Origin of the sequence: Scandinavium lactucae, assembly GCF_033843265.1 — a bacterium.
Lineage (GTDB): Bacteria > Pseudomonadota > Gammaproteobacteria > Enterobacterales > Enterobacteriaceae > Scandinavium > Scandinavium lactucae.
The window spans coordinates 489,906-506,805 of sequence record NZ_JAWXRD010000040.1 but is presented as its reverse complement, the minus strand read 5'-3'; the positions used below and the strand labels follow the sequence as shown (position 1 = coordinate 506,805).

Genomic DNA, 16,900 nt, shown 5'->3' with positions numbered 1-16,900 from the left:
CCGGGATCGCCGGGCCTGGGGGATCAGTTACGAATAAGCATATACAGGCGGAATAAATAGATCAGCAATAAAGCGGAAATCAAATTGCTGATGCAGTTTACCACCACCGCGCCGACGTTCGGCGTGAGTACCGCGAAGTTCGGCGCGAACATTAGCAGCAGCGTTTTCGCCAGCAGCCAGCCAATCACCGCCGGTGCGACCAGACGCATGTTGCCCCACGCCAGACGCATACTGTTGCGCATTGAGGAGAAAATCCCCATTTTGTCCTGCACCAGCATGATAGGCGCGAAAGCGAGCACAATAGCCAGCAAGACGCCTGGGACCACAACCAGCATCACGCCCATCTGTACCAGAAAGGTGGTGATTAAAATCAGCAGCAGCAGTTTCGGCAGCACCGGCGCACTGGCCCCGATCGCACGCAGAGCGCTCACACGCTGTCCGGCGGAAATCATCTGAATCATCAGCAGTACGCCGCCCGCGAGAATGGCGTTGCCAATCAGCCCGGAAAATGTTGACGCCGCCGACGCCCGCAACAGAATTTGCTGCTGTTCCGGGGTCATGTTTTGCACCAGTTCAAACAGACCCACGCTGCCTGCCAGGTTATCCCCCTGGCTCAACTGGGCGAGCTGTTCATCGCTCGGTGAGAACGCATGGCCAAGCACCACCGTGATAAACGCACACAACAACGCAATCAACAGAACCGTAACGAACTGATTGCGAAAAAAATTACCCGTGTCACGGTAAACCGACTTAGCCGTGATAGACATGCACTCTCCTTGAGTCTGACTGGTAGTAATAAGCCGGCAATTGTAACCCACCCGACGCCAAAGTGGCAGCATCAACACCTGTATGGAAAAGCATATCTTTGTAAAGAGGCGGTAAGCCGCCGGGGCCTGTGGCGTTTTTTTCGCCGCCGTTACCCTTTTATTTGTAACAGAGAAAAGAAAGAAAATTGATGTGGATGGGGTTTATCTCTGCGGATTTGGTAACGAAAAATTAATCCAGATCAATGAATGTTAAATCTCAAGATTGAATGTGATCTGAGTTGGATCGTTTTTACTTATTTGTGGGTATATTCAGCGCGCTTATAAAACCATAACGAAGGAGTGGAAATGAAAAAGTTAGCAGTGGCAGCGCTGGTTTTGAGCAGTCTCTCTGGCGGAGCCTGGGCGCATGAAGCGGGCGAGTTCTTTATCCGTGCCGGGTCGGCGACCATCCGTCCAACCGAAGGCTCTGATAACGTACTTGGGCTGGGCAGCTTTACCGTCGATAACAATACCCAGCTTGGTTTAACTTTCACCTATATGGCCACCGATAACATCGGGATCGAGTTGTTGGCCGCGTCACCGTTCCGCAGCAAAGTGGGCACTGGCCCAACAGGAACGATAGCCACGGTGAATCTGTTACCGCCGACGCTGATGGCACAGTGGTACTTCCTTGATGCCAGCAGCAAAGTGCGTCCGTACATCGGGGCCGGGATCAACTACACCACCTTCTTTAACGCCGACTTCAACGATACCGGGAAAGACGCGGGGTTATCTGACCTCAGCGCCAGTGATTCCTGGGGGGCTGCGGGGCAGGTTGGGGTGGATTACTTGATCAACCGTGACTGGCTGATTAACGCCTCGGTCTGGTATATGGATGTCGACACCGATATCAAATTTAAGGCCGGTGGCGAAAATCACACCATTAATACGCGTCTTGACCCGTGGGTGTTTATGTTCTCCGCAGGTTATCGCTTCTGATGGTATTAAGAGTGGCTGCCGGGCGGCCACTCTCACCGTTCAAAAATGCTCCAATTATCTGTAATTTAAAAATAAATTCCTTACATCAGCATTCCGCTCATTTCTCGCATCTGTTTAGGTTGTCACTAAAATGGCGCTCTCAAAATAAAGAGAGACAGATGTAACTTATGAAATTTAAATCCCTTTTCATTGTTTCTGCCCTGGTGCTTGCCGGATGTAGCGCTAAAGGCGATACCGCCAGTCAACAGCGCGCCACCATTCAACAAATGCGCACCGATACCTTAACGCAGCTCTATAAGCTGCATCCGGAAGCGCGGAGTGACATTCAGCATTCGACCGGTTATGCAGTCTTCGCCAGCAACAGCAGTAAAATTTTCTTCTTTGGATTCGGCAGCGGCTATGGCGTGGTGAAAGATCAGCACAGCGGCAAAGATACCTATATGAAAATGGCGCAGGGCGGGGCAGGCGTCGGGGTCGGCATTAAGCAGCTGAGCACGGTGATGGTGTTCCATGACACCAAGTCGCTGAACAAATTCATCACTGACGGCTACGTCGTGGGTGCAGATGCCAATGCGGCGGCGAAGTACGACGATAAAGGTGCAGGCACCGGGGCATCTGCCAGCGGCGTGGCAACCGACACCCAATCGCTGCCGTCAAAGGTCAGCGTATATGAGATGACCGAAAAAGGCCTCGCGGCGCAGGCGATGATCAACGGCTATAAATACTGGCCGGATGACGAGCTGAACAAGAAATAAAAAAAAGCCCGCGCAGGCGGGCAAATAATACTGGAAGCAATGTGAGCAATGTCGTACCGAATACCTGAGTGATTTGCTCAACCATTCGGTAATGAGAAAGATAATGCTTCTCATTAATAACTTCAACCCCTTCTTTTTTGGGGAATCCCCATTACCCGTGGGTGGCAGCCTTCATGTTCTGCACGAAGGCTTTCAGCTCAGCCAGCATCGCCGGGTGATCATCCAGATTCTTCTCGATAATTTTAACGATCGCCGATCCAGAAATTGCCCCCGCCGCACCGGCCCCAATGGCGGCGCTCACCTGGTCCGGGGCGGAAATGCCAAAGCCCTGCAACGGTGGAGCGGCATGGTATTCGTTAAGTTTCTCAATCAGATGATGCAGCGGCAGTGCGGCGCGGTTTTCCGCTCCGGTGACACCCGCCCGCGACAGCAGATAGGTATATCCGCGCCCGTGGGACGCAATCTGACGCAGCAGTTCGTCATCGGCATTCGGCGGACAGATGAAAATCGGCGCGACGTTATGGCGCATAGCCGCCTGACGGAACTCGGCAGATTCTTCCACCGGCACGTCAGCGACCAGCACCGAATCGACACCGACGCGCGCGCATTCTGCGTAAAACGCATCAATCCCACGGTTGAAGACCAGGTTGGCATACATCAGCAGACCAATCGGAATGGTCGGGTGTTTTTGACGAATCGTCGCCAGCATTTCGAAGCACTGGGTCGGCGTCACGCCAGACGCAAACGCCCGCAGGGTGGCGTTCTGAATGGTCGGGCCATCTGCCAGCGGGTCGGAGAACGGAATACCCAATTCCAGCGCATCGGCACCGGCTTCAATCAGAGTGTCGATAATCTTCAGCGACTGTTCCGGACCGGGGTCGCCCAGCGTAACGAAGGGAACAAACGCGCCTTCCTTGCGATTTTTCAGTTCAGCAAACAGGTTGTCATAGCGTTCCATCAGATTTCCCCTCGCGCTTTCAGAATGTCATGAACGGTGAAAATGTCTTTGTCGCCGCGACCGGAGAGGTTAACCACCAGCAGCTGCTCTTTTTCCGGGTTTTCGCGCATCATTTTCAGCGCGTGGGCCAGGGCGTGTGAGGACTCCAGCGCCGGGATAATCCCTTCGTGGCGGCTCAGCGCTTTGAATGCATCCAGCGCTTCATTGTCGGTAATCGACACATATTCCGCACGGCCAATGCTGTTCAGGAATGCGTGCTGCGGCCCAACGGACGGGAAGTCCAGCCCGGCGGAAATAGAATACGACTCTTCAATCTGGCCCTCATCGGTCTGCATCATCGGCGATTTCATACCGAAGTAGATGCCTACGCGACCGTGTTTCAGCGGTGCGCCGTGCTCCCCGGTTTCAATCCCGTGTCCGGCAGGCTCTACGCCAATCAGGCCGACGGTGGTGTCGTCGATGAAATCAGCAAACATACCAATGGCGTTCGAACCACCGCCCACGCAGGCAATCACCGCATCCGGCAGACGTCCTTCACGTTGCTGGATTTGCACTTTGGTTTCTTCCCCGATCATGCGCTGGAATTCACGCACAATGGTCGGGAACGGGTGTGGGCCTGCCGCGGTGCCGAGCATGTAGTGCGCGGTTTCGTAGCTGCCAGACCAGTCACGCAGCGCCTCGTTACAGGCATCTTTCAGGGTGGCGGACCCGCTGTGAACCGCAATCACTTCGGCCCCCATCAGACGCATACGGAACACGTTCGGCGACTGACGCTCAATGTCTTTGGCACCCATATAGATACGGCATTTCAGGCCGAGCAGGGCGCACGCCAGCGCGGAGGCCACCCCGTGCTGTCCGGCTCCGGTTTCAGCGATGATTTCGGTTTTGCCCATCCGTTTGGCGAGCAGCGCCTGGCCAAGCACCTGGTTGGTTTTGTGCGCCCCGCCGTGGAGTAAATCTTCACGCTTGAGGTACAGCGTGGTTTTGGTGCCTGCGGTCAGGTTTTGACACTTGGTCAGCGCCGTCGGGCGGCCAGCGTAGTTTTTGAGCAGATCGGTAAACTGGGCCTGAAATTCAGGATCCTTCTGCGCGCTGACGAAAGCTTCTTCCAGCTGGCGCAGGGCAGGCATCAGGATTTGCGGCACGTACATGCCGCCAAATTCGCCAAAATAAGGGTTCAGTAATGTGTTCATGTCCATGTCCTTAATATGCGCGCAGCGTCTGGAAAACCGAGGCCAGTTTGTTGGCATCTTTGATACCCGGTTCAGACTCTACGCCGGAATTGAAATCGAGCCCCGCGCAGCCGCTTTTTGCCGCTTCTACGCAGTTATCAGGGGCCAGGCCGCCTGCCAGCAGGACGTTGCTTAAGTCCTGACCGTTGAGCAGTGACCAGTCGAAACGTTGTCCGCTGCCGCCCTGGCCGTTATCCAGCACGTATTTGTCTACGTGGTTCAGGTTGCGGGCGGGCAGAGAATCGTTGACGCTCAGCGCCTTCCAGATTTGTACTTTCTCAGGCAGTGCCGCGCGCAGGGTGTCGATGTAGGCCTGATCTTCGCGGCCGTGCAGTTGCACCGCCGCCAGCGCCAGGCTTTTAACTTTTGCCGCCACGTCGTTCACCGGCGCATCACGGAACACGCCGACATAGCTCAAGGGGGCGCTGTGGATAACGTCCTGCGCCTGCTCATCAGTCACGAAACGCGGCGAGGACGGCACAAAAATTAGCCCGCCATAAACGGCTCCGACTTCAAAGGCGGCCTGCGCGTCCTGGGTCCGGGTCAGCCCACAGACTTTGTTTTCGCCCATCAGCACCCGGCGAACGGCGGCATTCAAATCATCGTGCGACATCAGGGCCGAACCAATCAGGAAACCGTTGGCGAAGTGGCTCAGTTCACGCACCTGGCCGTAGGTGTTGATCCCCGACTCGCTGATCACCGTGACACCTGCGCCTAAGCGTGGGGCCAGTTCGCGGGTGCGGTTGAGGTCAATGGAGAGGTCACGCAGATCGCGGTTGTTGATGCCAACGACTTTGGCTTCCAGCGCAATGGCGCGCTCCAGTTCTTCCTCGTTGCTCACTTCGGTCAGCACACCCATGCTCAGACTGTGCGCCACCGCCGAAAGCTGGCGATATTCGTCATCGTCAAGCACCGACAGCATCAGCAGACAGGCATCCGCCTGATAGTGACGCGCCAGATAAAGCTGATACGGGTCGACGATGAAGTCTTTGCACAGAATCGGCTGCGGCGCGATTTGGCTGACAATCGGCAGAAAATCAAAGCTACCCTGGAAATACTTTTCGTCGGTCAGAACCGAAATCGCCGACGCATAGTGTTTGTAGACACCGGCAATACGCGCCGGGTCAAAATCATCGCGGATAACGCCTTTAGACGGTGACGCTTTTTTGCATTCCAGAATGAACGCGGTGCGCGCGCCTTGCAGCGCATCATAAAAATGACGGGTGCTGGGCTGAATCTCATTCTGGAAACTGGCTAACGGTTGCTGCTCTTTACGGGCTTCAACCCAGATGCGCTTATCGGCAACGATTTTGGCTAAAACGGTCTGCATTTCTTATCCTCTTGCCGCTAATGCGGTCACGCGATCGTAAGCTGCACCACTGTGCAGAACGTCAAGAACCTGCTGCACGTTGGCTTTCAAATCTTCATGACCGTGGAGGCGCATCAGCATGGCGACGTTGGCGGAAACAGCGGCCTCGTGGGCGGCTTCACCTTTACCTTGTAGCAAGCGTGAAAGAATGTCACGGTTTTCTTCCGGGGTGCCGCCTGCCAGCTGTTCCTGATGATACGGAGTCAATCCGAAGTCGTCGGCGGTCAATTGATAGCTCTGGATCTCACCGTCTTTAAGCTCCGCGACCACCGTCGGTGCGTGCAGCGAAACCTCGTCCATTCCACCGCTGTGAACCACTGCCGCACGCTGGTAGCCCAACACCCGCAGGGTTTCTGCAATCGGTAGCACCAGTTCCGGGCTGTAGACGCCAATCAGCGCAATCGGCGGATGCGCCGGGTTGATCAACGGACCCAGGACGTTGAACAGGGTGCGGGTTTTCAACTGCTGACGGACCGGCATAGCGTGGCGGAAACCGGTGTGGTATTTCGGTGCGAACAGGAAGCACACGCCGAGTTCGTCTAACGCTTCGCGAGATTTATCGGCATTCATTTCCAGATTAATGCCAAATGCGGCCAGTAAATCGGAGGAACCGGATTTGCTCGACACGCTGCGGTTGCCATGCTTCGCCACTTTCAGCCCACATGCCGCCGCCACAAAGGCGCTGGCGGTGGAAATGTTAATGCTGTTGCTGCCGTCACCACCGGTGCCGACGATATCGGCAAACGGATAGTCAGGGCGGGGGAACGGAGCGGCATTTTCCAGCAGGGCGGTGGCGGCCCCGGCAATTTCCTGCGGCTGCTCGCCACGCACTTTCATGCTGACCAGCGCGGCAGCCAGCTGTTCCGGCTTCACTTCCCCGCGCACCACAGCGGAAAATAGCTGGTGGCTTTCCGACTGGCTCAGGGTTTGTGCCTGATACAACTTTTCCAGAATCGGTTGCAGGGTATTGGCCGGTTCCAGCTTCTTCTGCGCCCATTCCAGCGTTTGTTCCAGCAGGCGAGCGCCCTGGCTTGTCAGAATCGATTCCGGGTGGAACTGGAAGCCCACCACGCGATCCGCATCGTGACGCACCGCCATCACCATTCCATTGAAGCTGGCGTTGATAGTCAGCCCGGCCGGAACGTTGCTCCCGACCAGCGAGTGATAGCGTGCCACCGGCAGCGGGTTGCTCAGTCCGGCAAACATCGCCTGACCGTCGTGTTCAATGCTTGACGCTTTCCCGTGCAGGATTTCGCCCGCCTGACCGACGTAGCCGCCGTAGGCTTCCACAATCGCCTGATGACCGAGGCAGATGCCGATGATCGGCAGCTTGCCGCGCAGACGGGTCAGCAGTTCTGGCATACAGCCCGCTTCTGACGGCGCGCCGGGGCCGGGAGAGAGCATCAGCACCGGATTATCCATGGTAGCCAGACGCTCAATCAGAGTTTGCGCTGGAACGTGGTTGCGGTAGATAACCACGTTATGCCCGCTGGCGCGCAGCTGGTCTGCCAGGTTGTAGGTAAAGGAGTCGATATTATCGAGCAGCAGAATGTCAGCCATCAGAAAATCTCCTTAGCGTGGTGGGCCTGAGCAATGGCGCGCAGCACCGCGCGAGCTTTATTTCGGGTTTCATCGGCTTCGGACTGCGGCACGGAGTCGAGCACCACCCCAGCACCTGCCTGGACGGTAGCAATGCCGTTTTCAACAAAAGCAGAACGAATAACAATGCAGGTATCAAGGTCGCCGTGGGCGGTGAAATAGCCCACCGCACCGCCGTAGCTGCCGCGGCGTTTGCCCTCGGCGGCGGCAATCAGCTGCATGGCCCGGACTTTCGGCGCACCGCTCAGGGTGCCCATGTTCATGCAGGCGCGGTAGGCGTGCAGCACGTCCAGATCCTGACGCAGTTCGCCGACCACGCGGGAAACCAGGTGCATCACGAATGAGTAACGGTCAACTTTCGTCAGGTCAGCCACGTAGCGGCTGCCGGGGGTACAAATGCGGGCCAGATCGTTACGCGCTAAATCGACCAGCATCAAATGCTCGGAGAGCTCTTTATGGTCGGTGCGCATTTCCAGCTCAATGCGGCTGTCGAGGTCGCGGTCCAGCGAACCATCGGCACGACGACCGCGTGGGCGGGTTCCGGCGATCGGGTAAATTTCAATCTGGCGGTTGCTGGCATCGTATTTCAGCGAGCTTTCCGGTGAGGCACCGAACAGGCTGAAATCGTTATCCTGCATGAAGAACATGTACGGACTTGGGTTGCTCTTCTTCAGCACGTCATAGGCCGCCAGCGGCGACGGGCAGGGCAGCGAGAAGCGACGGGATGGCACCACCTGGAAGATTTCTCCGGCACGAATGGCGCGCTGCATTTTACGCACTACCGCGCCGTACTCATCGTCGCTCTGATTCATCTCGGTCTGCATCTGCTCGATTTTGGTCACCGGCAGCGGCATTGGCGGCTCGTTCAGCTGCTGGCGAACCTGCGCCACGCGCTGGGTCAGACGCTGTTTTTCTGCTTCCAGCGGCGTAAACAGGCTGGCCTGAATCCGGGTGGTTTTAGTCTGGTGATCGATAACTAACAGCGTTTCGGCCAGATAGAAGCAGTAGTCCGGGCAGGCGGTGTCGCTCTCGAGGGCCGGTAAATCTTCGAAGCCCGCGACCAGGTCATAGGCGAACAATCCGCCGAAGAACATCGCTTCGCGCTCATCGACCGGCACGGACACCAGAGACTGTAACAGACGGAAGGCGTCGAATACCGACAGGGAACAGAGGCGGGCATCTTCATCGAGCAGATTGCTCACCGCCGGGAAATGCAGAACACGGCCATTGGGCTGACGCTGATTGTCGATGCCTGCGGGCAGAGTGCTGTCGAGCAAATCCAGCAGGGCTGCGCCGTTGTCGGATAATGCCTGAATAGTGACGGTGTCACCTAATGCGGTAATGCGTAAGGCGCTGTCAACCAACAGCAGGCTTTTTAAATCATCTTTACTGTCGATATCCGCTGATTCCAGCAGCAGGGTTGCCGGGCGGGCACCGCACAGCTGGTGGAACAGCGCCGTCGGGTTTTCCCGATAGATGGCGTCACTGGTCAGCAATTCGAGCGCGGGTTTCTGTGTTTGCATTTTCGTTCTCGTTGTCTGGTATGTCGTGTTCAAAAAAAAGCCCGCGCATGGCGGGCCTGGTATCTGTTTGTCTTGTGCAGACGCGTAGTTACAGCCCGGATTCAGGTTGTACGCCACCAGCCATGCAGAGTAACGGAATAATGTGTCATCGCAGATACCTCGTTGTGTGAACTTTCGTACTAGTTAACTAGTCCAGGGGAGTAAAGTCAACCCCTGATTTCAGAAAATGATGCACAACGGCTATGATGGGTGCCGTCAAACCCAAATCTGATAGCGATAACTGAATACCGGAGCAATTTTGAGCGACCATCCCTACGCCGTGATTTACGACCTGCACAGCCACACCACCGCCTCTGATGGCCGTCTGACGCCGGAAGAGTTGGTGCATCGTGCGCTGGAAATGCGCGTGGGTACGTTAGCCATTACCGATCACGATACTGTCGCAGCGATCCCCGCCGCCCGGGCTGAAATCACCCGGGCCGGATTGCCACTCGACCTGATTACCGGGGTGGAAATCTCCACCGTCTGGGAAAATCACGATATTCATATCGTTGGCCTGAACATTGATATCGACCATCCGGCAATGACCGAATTTTTGGCCGCGCAAACCGAGCGTCGCCAGCAGCGCGCTAAGCTGATTGCCGAGCGTCTGGAAAAAGCGCAGATCCCGGGGGCGTGGGAAGGCGCACTGGCACTGGCTGATGGCGCGGCGGTGACCCGAGGTCACTTCGCCCGTTTTCTGGTGGAATCAGGCAGAGCGAGCAACTTTAACGACGTCTTTAAAAAGTATCTCGCGCGCGGTAAAACCGGTTACGTTCCGCCACAGTGGTGTACAATAGATCAAGCTATTGATGTGATTCATCATTCTGGCGGTAAGGCGGTGATCGCCCATCCGGGGCGTTACAACCTGTCTGCCAAGTGGCTGAAAAGATTGTTGGCCTTCTTCAGTGAATGTGGCGGCGATGCAATGGAAGTCGCCCAGTGCCAACAGGCTCCCCACGAGCGTGCGCAGCTTGCCGCTTATGCGAACCAGTACGGACTACTGGCGTCCCAGGGCTCTGATTTTCATCAGCCCTGTCCGTGGATTGAACTCGGACGTAAGCTGTGGCTCCCTGCGGGGGTGGAGGGCGTGTGGCAAAGCTGGGAACAGCCCCAAGATAAACGAGAGGAAGTATGAGTCAGTTTTTTTATGTTCACCCGGAAAACCCGCAGCAGCGTCTGATTAATCAGGCGGTAGAAATCGTGCGTAAGGGCGGCGTTATCGTCTATCCCACTGATTCCGGTTATGCACTCGGCTGCAAAATTGAAGACAAGGGCGCGATGGAGCGGATTTGCCGCATTCGCCATCTGCCAGACGGGCATAACTTTACCCTGATGTGCCGCGACCTGTCGGAGCTGTCGACCTACGCCTATGTTGATAACGTGGCGTTTCGTCTGATCAAGAACAACACCCCCGGCAACTACACGTTTATCCTGAAAGGGACTAAAGAAGTGCCGCGCCGTCTGTTGCAGGAAAAGCGTAAAACCATCGGGATGCGCGTGCCGTCGAACCCGATTGCGCAGATGCTGCTCGAAGCGCTTGGGGAGCCGATGCTGTCAACTTCATTGATGCTGCCGGGCAGTGACTTTACCGAGTCCGATCCGGAAGAGATCAAAGATCGTCTGGAGAAGCAGGTGGACCTGATCATTCACGGTGGCTATCTCGGCCAGCAGCCGACCACGGTGATTGATATCACCGAAGATGCACCGGTGGTGCTGCGCGAAGGCGTTGGTGATGTGAAGCCGTTCCTGTAAATCGCTGGGAATGGCGGCTCTCGCCATTCCCCACTTCTTTATTCAGGGATGCAGTTTCAGCCCCTTAATCACCTTATCGACCGCCTTTTTAGGGCCGCGAATCGCCAGCCCCACCAGGTTCAGGTTATTGGCATCTTCTGCCAGAAATACCTCCCGATTAGCCGCATCGTGGCCCGTGGCAAACATTGCTTCCACATAAGGCGTCAGCGTCAATTCACGCTCCAGCCCTTTGCCATGCGCTTTTTGCAGCGCCGCCAGGTCAGCTTCAAATATTCGCATTGGCTCTCCGGCCAGTTTGCCGTACTGGCGACCGAGGCTATCGACGTAGGGCTGGCCTAAAATTTCAGGTGCACCGGAAGTAATGCCCGTGGCGAGGAAGGCGACGACGTTAAGACGTTGCCACGGGGCTAAATCATTGCGCACGATCAGCGCATTTTTAGTATCAAAAATCACAGGTGTTCTCCAGTCATGTTGCAGAGGGACAGCATCGGAGAGGGGCGTTTTTTAATATAGAACGTTTGTGCACTGGCGCTGATAAGCCGCCGGAGAGAGGCGATAGGCGCGCTGGAACCAGCGACCCATATGGCTTTGGTCAGAAAATCCAACCAGCAGGGCAACCTGCGCCGGATCCTGACCTTTGGCCAGTAGCATCCGCGCGGTACGTAAGCGCAGGCGCACCAGCCAGGCATGAGGGCTCAGGCCGAACGTCTTCTTGAACTGACGGCTGAGGCGAAAGCGATCGAGTCCTGCCCAGGCGGCAAGTTCGTCCAGCCCAATGTCGCTCCCCATCCGGTCATGCAGATAATCCCGGACCTGATACATCTGACGCTGAGAGTCACTCAGGGTGGACGTCGGTGCAGGGCGGATATGCCGGGATAGCAGCGACAGCAGGTGGTCGAGGCTCTGATCCCGGGCGAGCTTGCCTTCCTGATGATGGATAGCAAAGACGCTTTGCCCAATGGCATGGGTCAGCCGGTCATCGTCGGTCAGCGTGTGACGAAAGGCCGATTGCAGGCCCGAAATATCGCCCAACCCACGCGCGTCCATCATTCCGGCAAGCCAGCGCTGCGGGATGTACAGCATCGAATAGGTAAAGCCCTGTGCATCGGGAGCATGTCCGTCATGGACCGCTCCTGGCTCAATCAAAATCGCCCGGCCCGGCGTGCTGGTGTGCAGCGCCCGGTGGCAGTGAAAGCGCTGTAAGCCCTGGTGCGTAACGCCTATCAGCACTTCGTCATGGTCATGCGGATCGTAGGCATGGCCTTTAAAGTGCGCGCAGACGCTTTCTATCCCGGTGTCGGCATCGTGTTGAAGAGTTAGCCAGCTGTCAGAATGGGGTCTTTCATCGGCGTCTTTCATTGAGCAACTCCGGATAAATCGAGACAAACATTATTAGCATGAATATTTAGCAGGTAAAGTTCCTCTCGTTTAAGGTAGGTTGAAGCTTAACGAGATGAATCATTTACCCTAAAATTCATGTAAGATGTGCGGTCACGTAGCGCTGCATTGGTTGAAAAGTGTTCAATTGCAGCCGGGAATGAGTTCTGTCAATGCGTTAAGAGTTGTCTAACGAGTTGATTTTGCATGTATACCAGACGCCTGGGAAGGCGACACCTAAAGGATGCTCGATGAGCGAGAAATTACAGAAAGTGCTGGCCCGTGCCGGCCACGGCTCCCGCCGTGAAATTGAAACTATGATTCAGGCAGGTCGCGTCAGCGTTGATGGCAAAGTCGCCACGCTGGGCGATCGTGTTGAAGTTATCCCCGGGCTTAAAATTCGTATCGACGGACACCTGATTTCCGTTAAAGAATCCGTGGAACAGATTTGCCGCGTGCTGGCGTATTACAAACCAGAAGGCGAATTGTGTACCCGTAGCGACCCGGAAGGGCGTCCGACGGTATTTGACCGTCTGCCTAAACTGCGCGGTGCGCGCTGGATTGCCGTTGGCCGTCTGGACGTGAATACCTGCGGTCTGTTGCTGTTTACCACCGACGGGGAGCTGGCGAATCGCCTGATGCACCCGAGCCGTGAAGTTGAGCGTGAATACGCCGTGCGCGTGTTTGGTGAAGTCGACGACAACAAAGTCCGTCAGCTGTCGCGTGGCGTGCAGCTGGAAGATGGCCCGGCGGCGTTCAAAACCATCAAATTTACCGGTGGGGAAGGTATCAACCAGTGGTACAACGTGACCCTGACCGAAGGGCGTAACCGCGAAGTGCGTCGTCTGTGGGAAGCGGTTGGCGTGCAGGTGAGCCGTCTGATTCGTGTTCGCTACGGCGATATCCCTCTGCCGAAAGGCCTGCCACGCGGTGGTTACACCGAACTGGATCTGGCCCAGACCAACTATCTGCGCGAGCTGGTGGAACTGAAGCCGGAAACCGAATCGAAAGTGGCGGTAGAAAAAGATCGTCGCCGCATGAAGGCGAACCAGATCCGCCGCGCGGTGAAACGCCACACTCAGGTGGGCGCTAAACCCGCCAAGCCGAAGGGCGGCGGCAGCGCACGCCGCTCCAGCAGCCGTAACAACGGCAGCGGTTCGTAATACGAAAAAGGCCCCGAGGGGCCTTTTTTAATAGTCGATACCGAGCTGAGCTTTAATCCCCGCATCAAAGGCGTGCTTCACCGGGCGCAGTTCGCTCACCGTATCCGCCATCTCCAGAATATCCCGATGACAGCCGCGACCGGTGATGATCACCGTTTGGTGTGCCGGGCGTGTACGCAGCGCGGTGAGCACCTCTTCGAGCGGTAAATAGTCGTAAGCCACCATATAGGTCAACTCGTCGAGGATAACCATATCCAGCGTGTCGTCCGCCATCATGAGCTTCGCATGTTGCCAGACCGACAGACAGGCGGCGGTATCACCTTCTTTATCCTGCGTATTCCATGTAAATCCGGTGGCCATCACCTGAAATTCGACGCCGTGCGGCTCCAGCAGGTTGCGCTCGCCGTTCGGCCATTCGCCTTTGATAAACTGGATGACCCCGACTTTCTTACCGTGACCGACGGCGCGCGTGGCTGTGCCAAACGCTGCGGTGGTTTTTCCTTTACCGTTTCCGGTGAGCACCAGCAGAATGCCGCGCTCCTCCTGGGCCTCGGCCACGCGGGCGTCTACTTTCTCTTTCAGTCGCTGCTGGCGTTCCTGATGACGGGAGTCACTCATTGCGAAATTCCTGGTTTACGGCCCGGCTGGGCATCAAAGGTGGTCCCGGTTTTGCGACGGCTGTCGTCGCCCATCAGCCACAGATACAGCGGCATGATATCGGCAGGGGTTTTCAGTTTCTGCGGATCTTCCGTCGGGAATGCGTTGGCGCGCATCCCGGTGCGGGTGCCGCCTGGGTTAATGCAGTTCACCCGTAGCTGGCCCTGATACTCTTCCGCCAGTACCTGCATCATGCCCTCGGTGGCGAATTTAGACACCGCATAGGCACCCCAGTGGGCACGCCCTTGCTGACCTACGCTGGAGGAGGTGAAGACCAGTGAGCCGGAATCGGACTTGAGTAATAAAGGAAGAAGTGCCTGAGTGAGCATGAACGTCCCGTTGACGTTCACCTGCATCACATCCTGCCAGACATCAATTTTTTGCTGATCCATTGGCACAACATCCCCTAACAGCCCGGCGTTATGCAGCACGCCATCGAGACGCGGATAATGAATGCTGATTTTTTGCGCCAGCTGCTGACATGCCTCTGGCGTGCAGGTGAGTAAATCGAGAATAAACCACTGCGACGCAAGGCCGCCTTCCTGTTGGATCTGCTGGGCGACGGCCCGCAGTTTGTCTTCGTTGCGACCGACAAGGATGACGCTCGCGCCATAGCGGGCGTAGGTCAGGGCGGCTTCGCGTCCGATACCATCGCTGGCCCCTGTGACCAGAATGATGCGGTTTTGTAGCAAATCACGCTGTGGTTGATAATGCACGGCCTGTCTCCTGTAGCACTTCGTTGCGCCACGTTACTGTTCTGCTTCTGTTTGTTCGCTTTTCGGCTTTATGCCCTAAACGGCGAGGTATTTCAATCAGCCAGGCGGAAAGCCTGTTCAGAATTAACATTTTGCAATCATTTCATTGATGGAGAAAAAAACGGGAAGCGTGCTCGCAGCGTACAATTCAGGCGGGAGACGCACCGTTTGGGCTGTTGTACACTGTGCGCGATATCCGAGTGATTCTTTTCAAGGTGGAAGCGTGGAACTACTTTCTCAATATGGGTTGTTTTTGGCGAAAATCGCCACGATTGTGGTCGCGATTGCGGTGGTTGCTACGCTTATCGTGAATCTTACCCAACGTAAGCGGCAGCGCGGAGAGCTGCGGATCACCAATCTCAGTGAACAATATAAAGAGATGCAGGATGACATGAGCGTGGCGCTGTTGGATGGCCCACAGCAAAAACTCTGGCACAAAGCGCAGAAGAAAAAGCACAAGCTTGAGGCAAAAAATGCCAAAGCCAATGCGAAGAAGGGGGTAACGGCATCTGGTGATAAACCAAAAGTCTGGGTGCTGGATTTCAAAGGCAGCATGGACGCCCATGAGGTGACTGCGCTGCGTGAAGAAGTGACGGCGGTGCTGGCGGTGATTAAGCCGCAGGATCAGGTGGTGCTGCGGCTGGAAAGCCCTGGCGGCGTGGTACACGGCTACGGTCTGGCGGCGTCACAGCTCCAGCGCCTGCGCGATAAAAATATCCCGCTGACCATCGCGGTCGATAAAGTCGCGGCCAGCGGCGGCTACATGATGGCCTGCGTTGGCAACCGAATTGTCTCCGCACCCTTTGCGATTATCGGTTCGATAGGCGTAGTGGCGCAAATCCCTAACTTCCACCGATTCCTGAAAAATAAGGACATCGACATCGAGCTGCATACCGCGGGGCAATATAAGCGCACCTTGACGCTGCTCGGCGAGAATACCGAAGAAGGACGGCAGAAATTCCGCGAAGACCTCAACGAGACGCATCATCTGTTTAAGGACTTTGTGCATCAAATGCGTCCGCAACTGGACATTGACCAGGTGGCGACCGGCGAACACTGGTACGGACAGCAGGCGCTGGAAAAAGGACTGGTCGATGAAATCGGCACCAGTGACGATCTGCTGCTGGGGCTGATGGAGGGTCACGAGGTGTTAAACGTGCGTTATCTGCAACGCAAGAAACTGATGGACCGTTTTACCGGTAGCGCCGCCGAAAGCGCTGACCATCTGCTGATGCGCTGGTGGCAGCGCGGGCAAAAACCGATGATGTAAACGAAATGCGAGGCCGAAGCCTCGCATTTTTTTAATCTACCAGGTGGTATTTTTCCGACAGCTGGTGAGCGAGGTATTTGAACATATTGAATACCGCCGTGCTTTTCGCCGTCGGTAAACCTTGCTCATCGAGATAGAATTCGCCGCTGAAGACCAGCACGCCGTTACGCTGTGTGACGTCGGTGGCCTCGATACCTTTCATGGTGTCGTCGTGGTCACGAATAAGGCGGTTGGCTTCTGCCAGTAAGGACTGCTTGTCAATTGGTTGGGATGGTTCTTGCATCTCTGACTCCTCTAAAACACTGCCAATAGTCTACGCCGCGAGTGCCATACGGGCAAATTTTCCCTGTGAAAGACAAGGACATCGCGCAGGGCCGTCTGCTGGCAGGAATTGCTTTTGCATGCTAATAAAGTTGCGTAACGGATTTTATCAGGTACAGTGTGACGCTTTCGCAATCTGGCAACAGATTTGCTTGACATTCGACCGAAAATTCTTCGTGCTATACCACCTGGCAGGAAAAGGCCAGCAAACTCAATCCTCTGACTCAGGCTTCTGGGGCCAGGCCAGAGAAGGGGTTGATATCCATTGACGCCGCCACAAGATTTAGGCACGTCGCCAGTGGAAGGTGAATTCAAGTGCGATATATGCGCCGCATCCTTTTGGGATGGGTGTGTATTCCTGGAAGAATCAAATTAGGTAAAG

Annotated in this window: 17 protein-coding genes, 1 pseudogene and 1 other annotated feature; of the genes and pseudogenes, 6 read left to right on the top strand and 12 right to left on the bottom strand. The window is 55.9% G+C overall.

The features are described from left to right. Positions 1 to 23: 23 nt before the first annotated feature. Together SIK69_RS20020 and SIK69_RS20015 are read right to left on the bottom strand one after the other, a co-directional pair. Positions 24 to 767 carry a YciC family protein gene (locus tag SIK69_RS20020; protein ID WP_319630107.1) on the bottom strand — a complete coding sequence of 248 codons (744 nt, stop codon included), beginning with the start codon at positions 765 to 767 and terminating at the stop codon, positions 24 to 26. Then, positions 751 to 921 (bottom strand): annotated as a pseudogene (locus SIK69_RS20015) (hypothetical protein); the annotation flags it as partial. The gene SIK69_RS20020 and the pseudogene SIK69_RS20015, both read right to left, overlap by 17 nt. 191 nt (positions 922 to 1,112) lie before the next feature. Here SIK69_RS20015 and ompW point away from each other — a divergent pair. Beyond that, the gene (gene ompW, locus SIK69_RS20010; protein ID WP_319630108.1) at positions 1,113 to 1,745 is read left to right on the top strand and encodes an outer membrane protein OmpW; all 633 of its coding nucleotides are present in this window, start codon (positions 1,113 to 1,115) and stop codon (positions 1,743 to 1,745) included. 167 nt (positions 1,746 to 1,912) lie between these two features. After that, positions 1,913 to 2,500, top strand: a complete 588-nt coding sequence (locus SIK69_RS20005) for a lipid-binding SYLF domain-containing protein (protein WP_319630109.1) — start codon at positions 1,913 to 1,915, stop codon at positions 2,498 to 2,500. Between the two features lie 151 nt (positions 2,501 to 2,651). Here the strand turns inward: SIK69_RS20005 and trpA are convergent, their stop codons facing one another. Genes trpA through SIK69_RS19980 form a run of 5 tightly spaced genes read right to left on the bottom strand, consistent with a single transcriptional unit; the run spans position 2,652 to position 9,181 of the window. After that, on the bottom strand, positions 2,652 to 3,458 hold the full coding sequence (gene trpA / locus SIK69_RS20000; RefSeq protein ID WP_319786901.1) for a tryptophan synthase subunit alpha: 807 nt from the start codon (positions 3,456 to 3,458) through the stop codon (positions 2,652 to 2,654). Next, on the bottom strand, positions 3,458 to 4,651 hold the full coding sequence (trpB, locus tag SIK69_RS19995; RefSeq protein WP_319630111.1) for a tryptophan synthase subunit beta: 1,194 nt from the start codon (positions 4,649 to 4,651) through the stop codon (positions 3,458 to 3,460). Before trpB ends, trpA begins: the two co-directional genes overlap by 1 nt. Positions 4,652 to 4,661: 10 nt before the next feature. Beyond that, entirely contained in the window at positions 4,662 to 6,020 is a 1,359-nt protein-coding gene (gene trpCF, locus SIK69_RS19990) for a bifunctional indole-3-glycerol-phosphate synthase TrpC/phosphoribosylanthranilate isomerase TrpF (protein ID WP_319786900.1), read from the bottom strand. A gap of 3 nt (positions 6,021 to 6,023) precedes the next feature. After that, positions 6,024 to 7,619, bottom strand: coding sequence for a bifunctional anthranilate synthase glutamate amidotransferase component TrpG/anthranilate phosphoribosyltransferase TrpD (trpD, locus tag SIK69_RS19985; protein ID WP_319630113.1), 1,596 nt, complete (start codon positions 7,617 to 7,619; stop codon positions 6,024 to 6,026). Further along, complete coding sequence (locus tag SIK69_RS19980; RefSeq protein WP_319786899.1) at positions 7,619 to 9,181, bottom strand: anthranilate synthase component 1; 1,563 nt, start codon at positions 9,179 to 9,181, stop codon at positions 7,619 to 7,621. The genes trpD and SIK69_RS19980 overlap by 1 nt, the downstream gene beginning before the upstream one ends. Positions 9,182 to 9,212: 31 nt before the next feature. Then, positions 9,213 to 9,306: a sequence feature (Trp leader region), on the bottom strand. A gap of 173 nt (positions 9,307 to 9,479) precedes the next feature. Between SIK69_RS19980 and rnm the strand changes: the two genes are divergently transcribed. Then, the gene (rnm, locus tag SIK69_RS19975) at positions 9,480 to 10,358 is read left to right on the top strand and encodes an RNase RNM (RefSeq protein WP_319630115.1); all 879 of its coding nucleotides are present in this window, start codon (positions 9,480 to 9,482) and stop codon (positions 10,356 to 10,358) included. Further along, on the top strand, positions 10,355 to 10,975 hold the full coding sequence (locus tag SIK69_RS19970; RefSeq protein ID WP_319630116.1) for an L-threonylcarbamoyladenylate synthase: 621 nt from the start codon (positions 10,355 to 10,357) through the stop codon (positions 10,973 to 10,975). Before rnm ends, SIK69_RS19970 begins: the two co-directional genes overlap by 4 nt. A 42-nt stretch (positions 10,976 to 11,017) precedes the next feature. On the opposite strand, the gene SIK69_RS19965 is transcribed toward SIK69_RS19970, so the two are convergent. Beyond that, positions 11,018 to 11,425 carry a DUF2000 family protein gene (locus tag SIK69_RS19965; RefSeq protein ID WP_319787226.1) on the bottom strand — a complete coding sequence of 136 codons (408 nt, stop codon included), beginning with the start codon at positions 11,423 to 11,425 and terminating at the stop codon, positions 11,018 to 11,020. 54 nt (positions 11,426 to 11,479) lie between these two features. Further along, complete coding sequence (locus SIK69_RS19960; RefSeq protein WP_319630117.1) at positions 11,480 to 12,334, bottom strand: AraC family transcriptional regulator; 855 nt, start codon at positions 12,332 to 12,334, stop codon at positions 11,480 to 11,482. Positions 12,335 to 12,603: 269 nt separating this feature from the next. Between SIK69_RS19960 and rluB the strand changes: the two genes are divergently transcribed. After that, positions 12,604 to 13,515 carry a 23S rRNA pseudouridine(2605) synthase RluB gene (gene rluB, locus SIK69_RS19955; protein ID WP_319630118.1) on the top strand — a complete coding sequence of 304 codons (912 nt, stop codon included), beginning with the start codon at positions 12,604 to 12,606 and terminating at the stop codon, positions 13,513 to 13,515. A 27-nt stretch (positions 13,516 to 13,542) separates the two neighbouring features. Here rluB and cobO read toward each other — a convergent pair whose 3' ends face one another. Together cobO and SIK69_RS19945 are read right to left on the bottom strand one after the other, a co-directional pair. Beyond that, entirely contained in the window at positions 13,543 to 14,133 is a 591-nt protein-coding gene (gene cobO / locus SIK69_RS19950; protein WP_319786898.1) for a cob(I)yrinic acid a,c-diamide adenosyltransferase, read from the bottom strand. Continuing rightward, a complete protein-coding gene (locus tag SIK69_RS19945) occupies positions 14,130 to 14,888 on the bottom strand; it encodes a YciK family oxidoreductase (protein ID WP_319786897.1) in 759 nt (252 codons plus the stop codon). The genes cobO and SIK69_RS19945 overlap by 4 nt, the downstream gene beginning before the upstream one ends. 262 nt (positions 14,889 to 15,150) lie before the next feature. Here SIK69_RS19945 and sohB point away from each other — a divergent pair, with 262 nt between their 5' ends. Beyond that, positions 15,151 to 16,197: a protease SohB gene (gene sohB, locus SIK69_RS19940; RefSeq protein WP_319786896.1), complete on the top strand. Its 1,047-nt coding sequence runs from the start codon at positions 15,151 to 15,153 to the stop codon at positions 16,195 to 16,197. Positions 16,198 to 16,228: 31 nt separating this feature from the next. Here sohB and SIK69_RS19935 read toward each other — a convergent pair whose 3' ends face one another. Further along, entirely contained in the window at positions 16,229 to 16,480 is a 252-nt protein-coding gene (locus SIK69_RS19935; protein WP_319630122.1) for a YciN family protein, read from the bottom strand. Positions 16,481 to 16,900 lie beyond the last annotated feature (420 nt).

What these genes read in the sequence shown, in the direction of transcription:
- SIK69_RS19960 (WP_319630117.1), bottom strand. Translation starts at nt 12,334, where the DNA reads ATGAAAGACGCCGATGAAAGACCCCATTCTGACAGCTGGCTAACTCTT.
- SIK69_RS19970 (WP_319630116.1), top strand. Translation starts at nt 10,355, where the DNA reads ATGAGTCAGTTTTTTTATGTTCACCCGGAAAACCCGCAGCAGCGTCTG.
- trpCF (WP_319786900.1), bottom strand. Translation starts at nt 6,020, where the DNA reads ATGCAGACCGTTTTAGCCAAAATCGTTGCCGATAAGCGCATCTGGGTT.
- SIK69_RS20020 (WP_319630107.1), bottom strand. Translation starts at nt 767, where the DNA reads ATGTCTATCACGGCTAAGTCGGTTTACCGTGACACGGGTAATTTTTTT.
- rluB (WP_319630118.1), top strand. Translation starts at nt 12,604, where the DNA reads ATGAGCGAGAAATTACAGAAAGTGCTGGCCCGTGCCGGCCACGGCTCC.
- trpD (WP_319630113.1), bottom strand. Translation starts at nt 7,619, where the DNA reads ATGGCTGACATTCTGCTGCTCGATAATATCGACTCCTTTACCTACAAC.
- SIK69_RS19980 (WP_319786899.1), bottom strand. Translation starts at nt 9,181, where the DNA reads ATGCAAACACAGAAACCCGCGCTCGAATTGCTGACCAGTGACGCCATC.
- trpB (WP_319630111.1), bottom strand. Translation starts at nt 4,651, where the DNA reads ATGAACACATTACTGAACCCTTATTTTGGCGAATTTGGCGGCATGTAC.
- ompW (WP_319630108.1), top strand. Translation starts at nt 1,113, where the DNA reads ATGAAAAAGTTAGCAGTGGCAGCGCTGGTTTTGAGCAGTCTCTCTGGC.
- SIK69_RS19935 (WP_319630122.1), bottom strand. Translation starts at nt 16,480, where the DNA reads ATGCAAGAACCATCCCAACCAATTGACAAGCAGTCCTTACTGGCAGAA.
- SIK69_RS20005 (WP_319630109.1), top strand. Translation starts at nt 1,913, where the DNA reads ATGAAATTTAAATCCCTTTTCATTGTTTCTGCCCTGGTGCTTGCCGGA.
- cobO (WP_319786898.1), bottom strand. Translation starts at nt 14,133, where the DNA reads ATGAGTGACTCCCGTCATCAGGAACGCCAGCAGCGACTGAAAGAGAAA.
- trpA (WP_319786901.1), bottom strand. Translation starts at nt 3,458, where the DNA reads ATGGAACGCTATGACAACCTGTTTGCTGAACTGAAAAATCGCAAGGAA.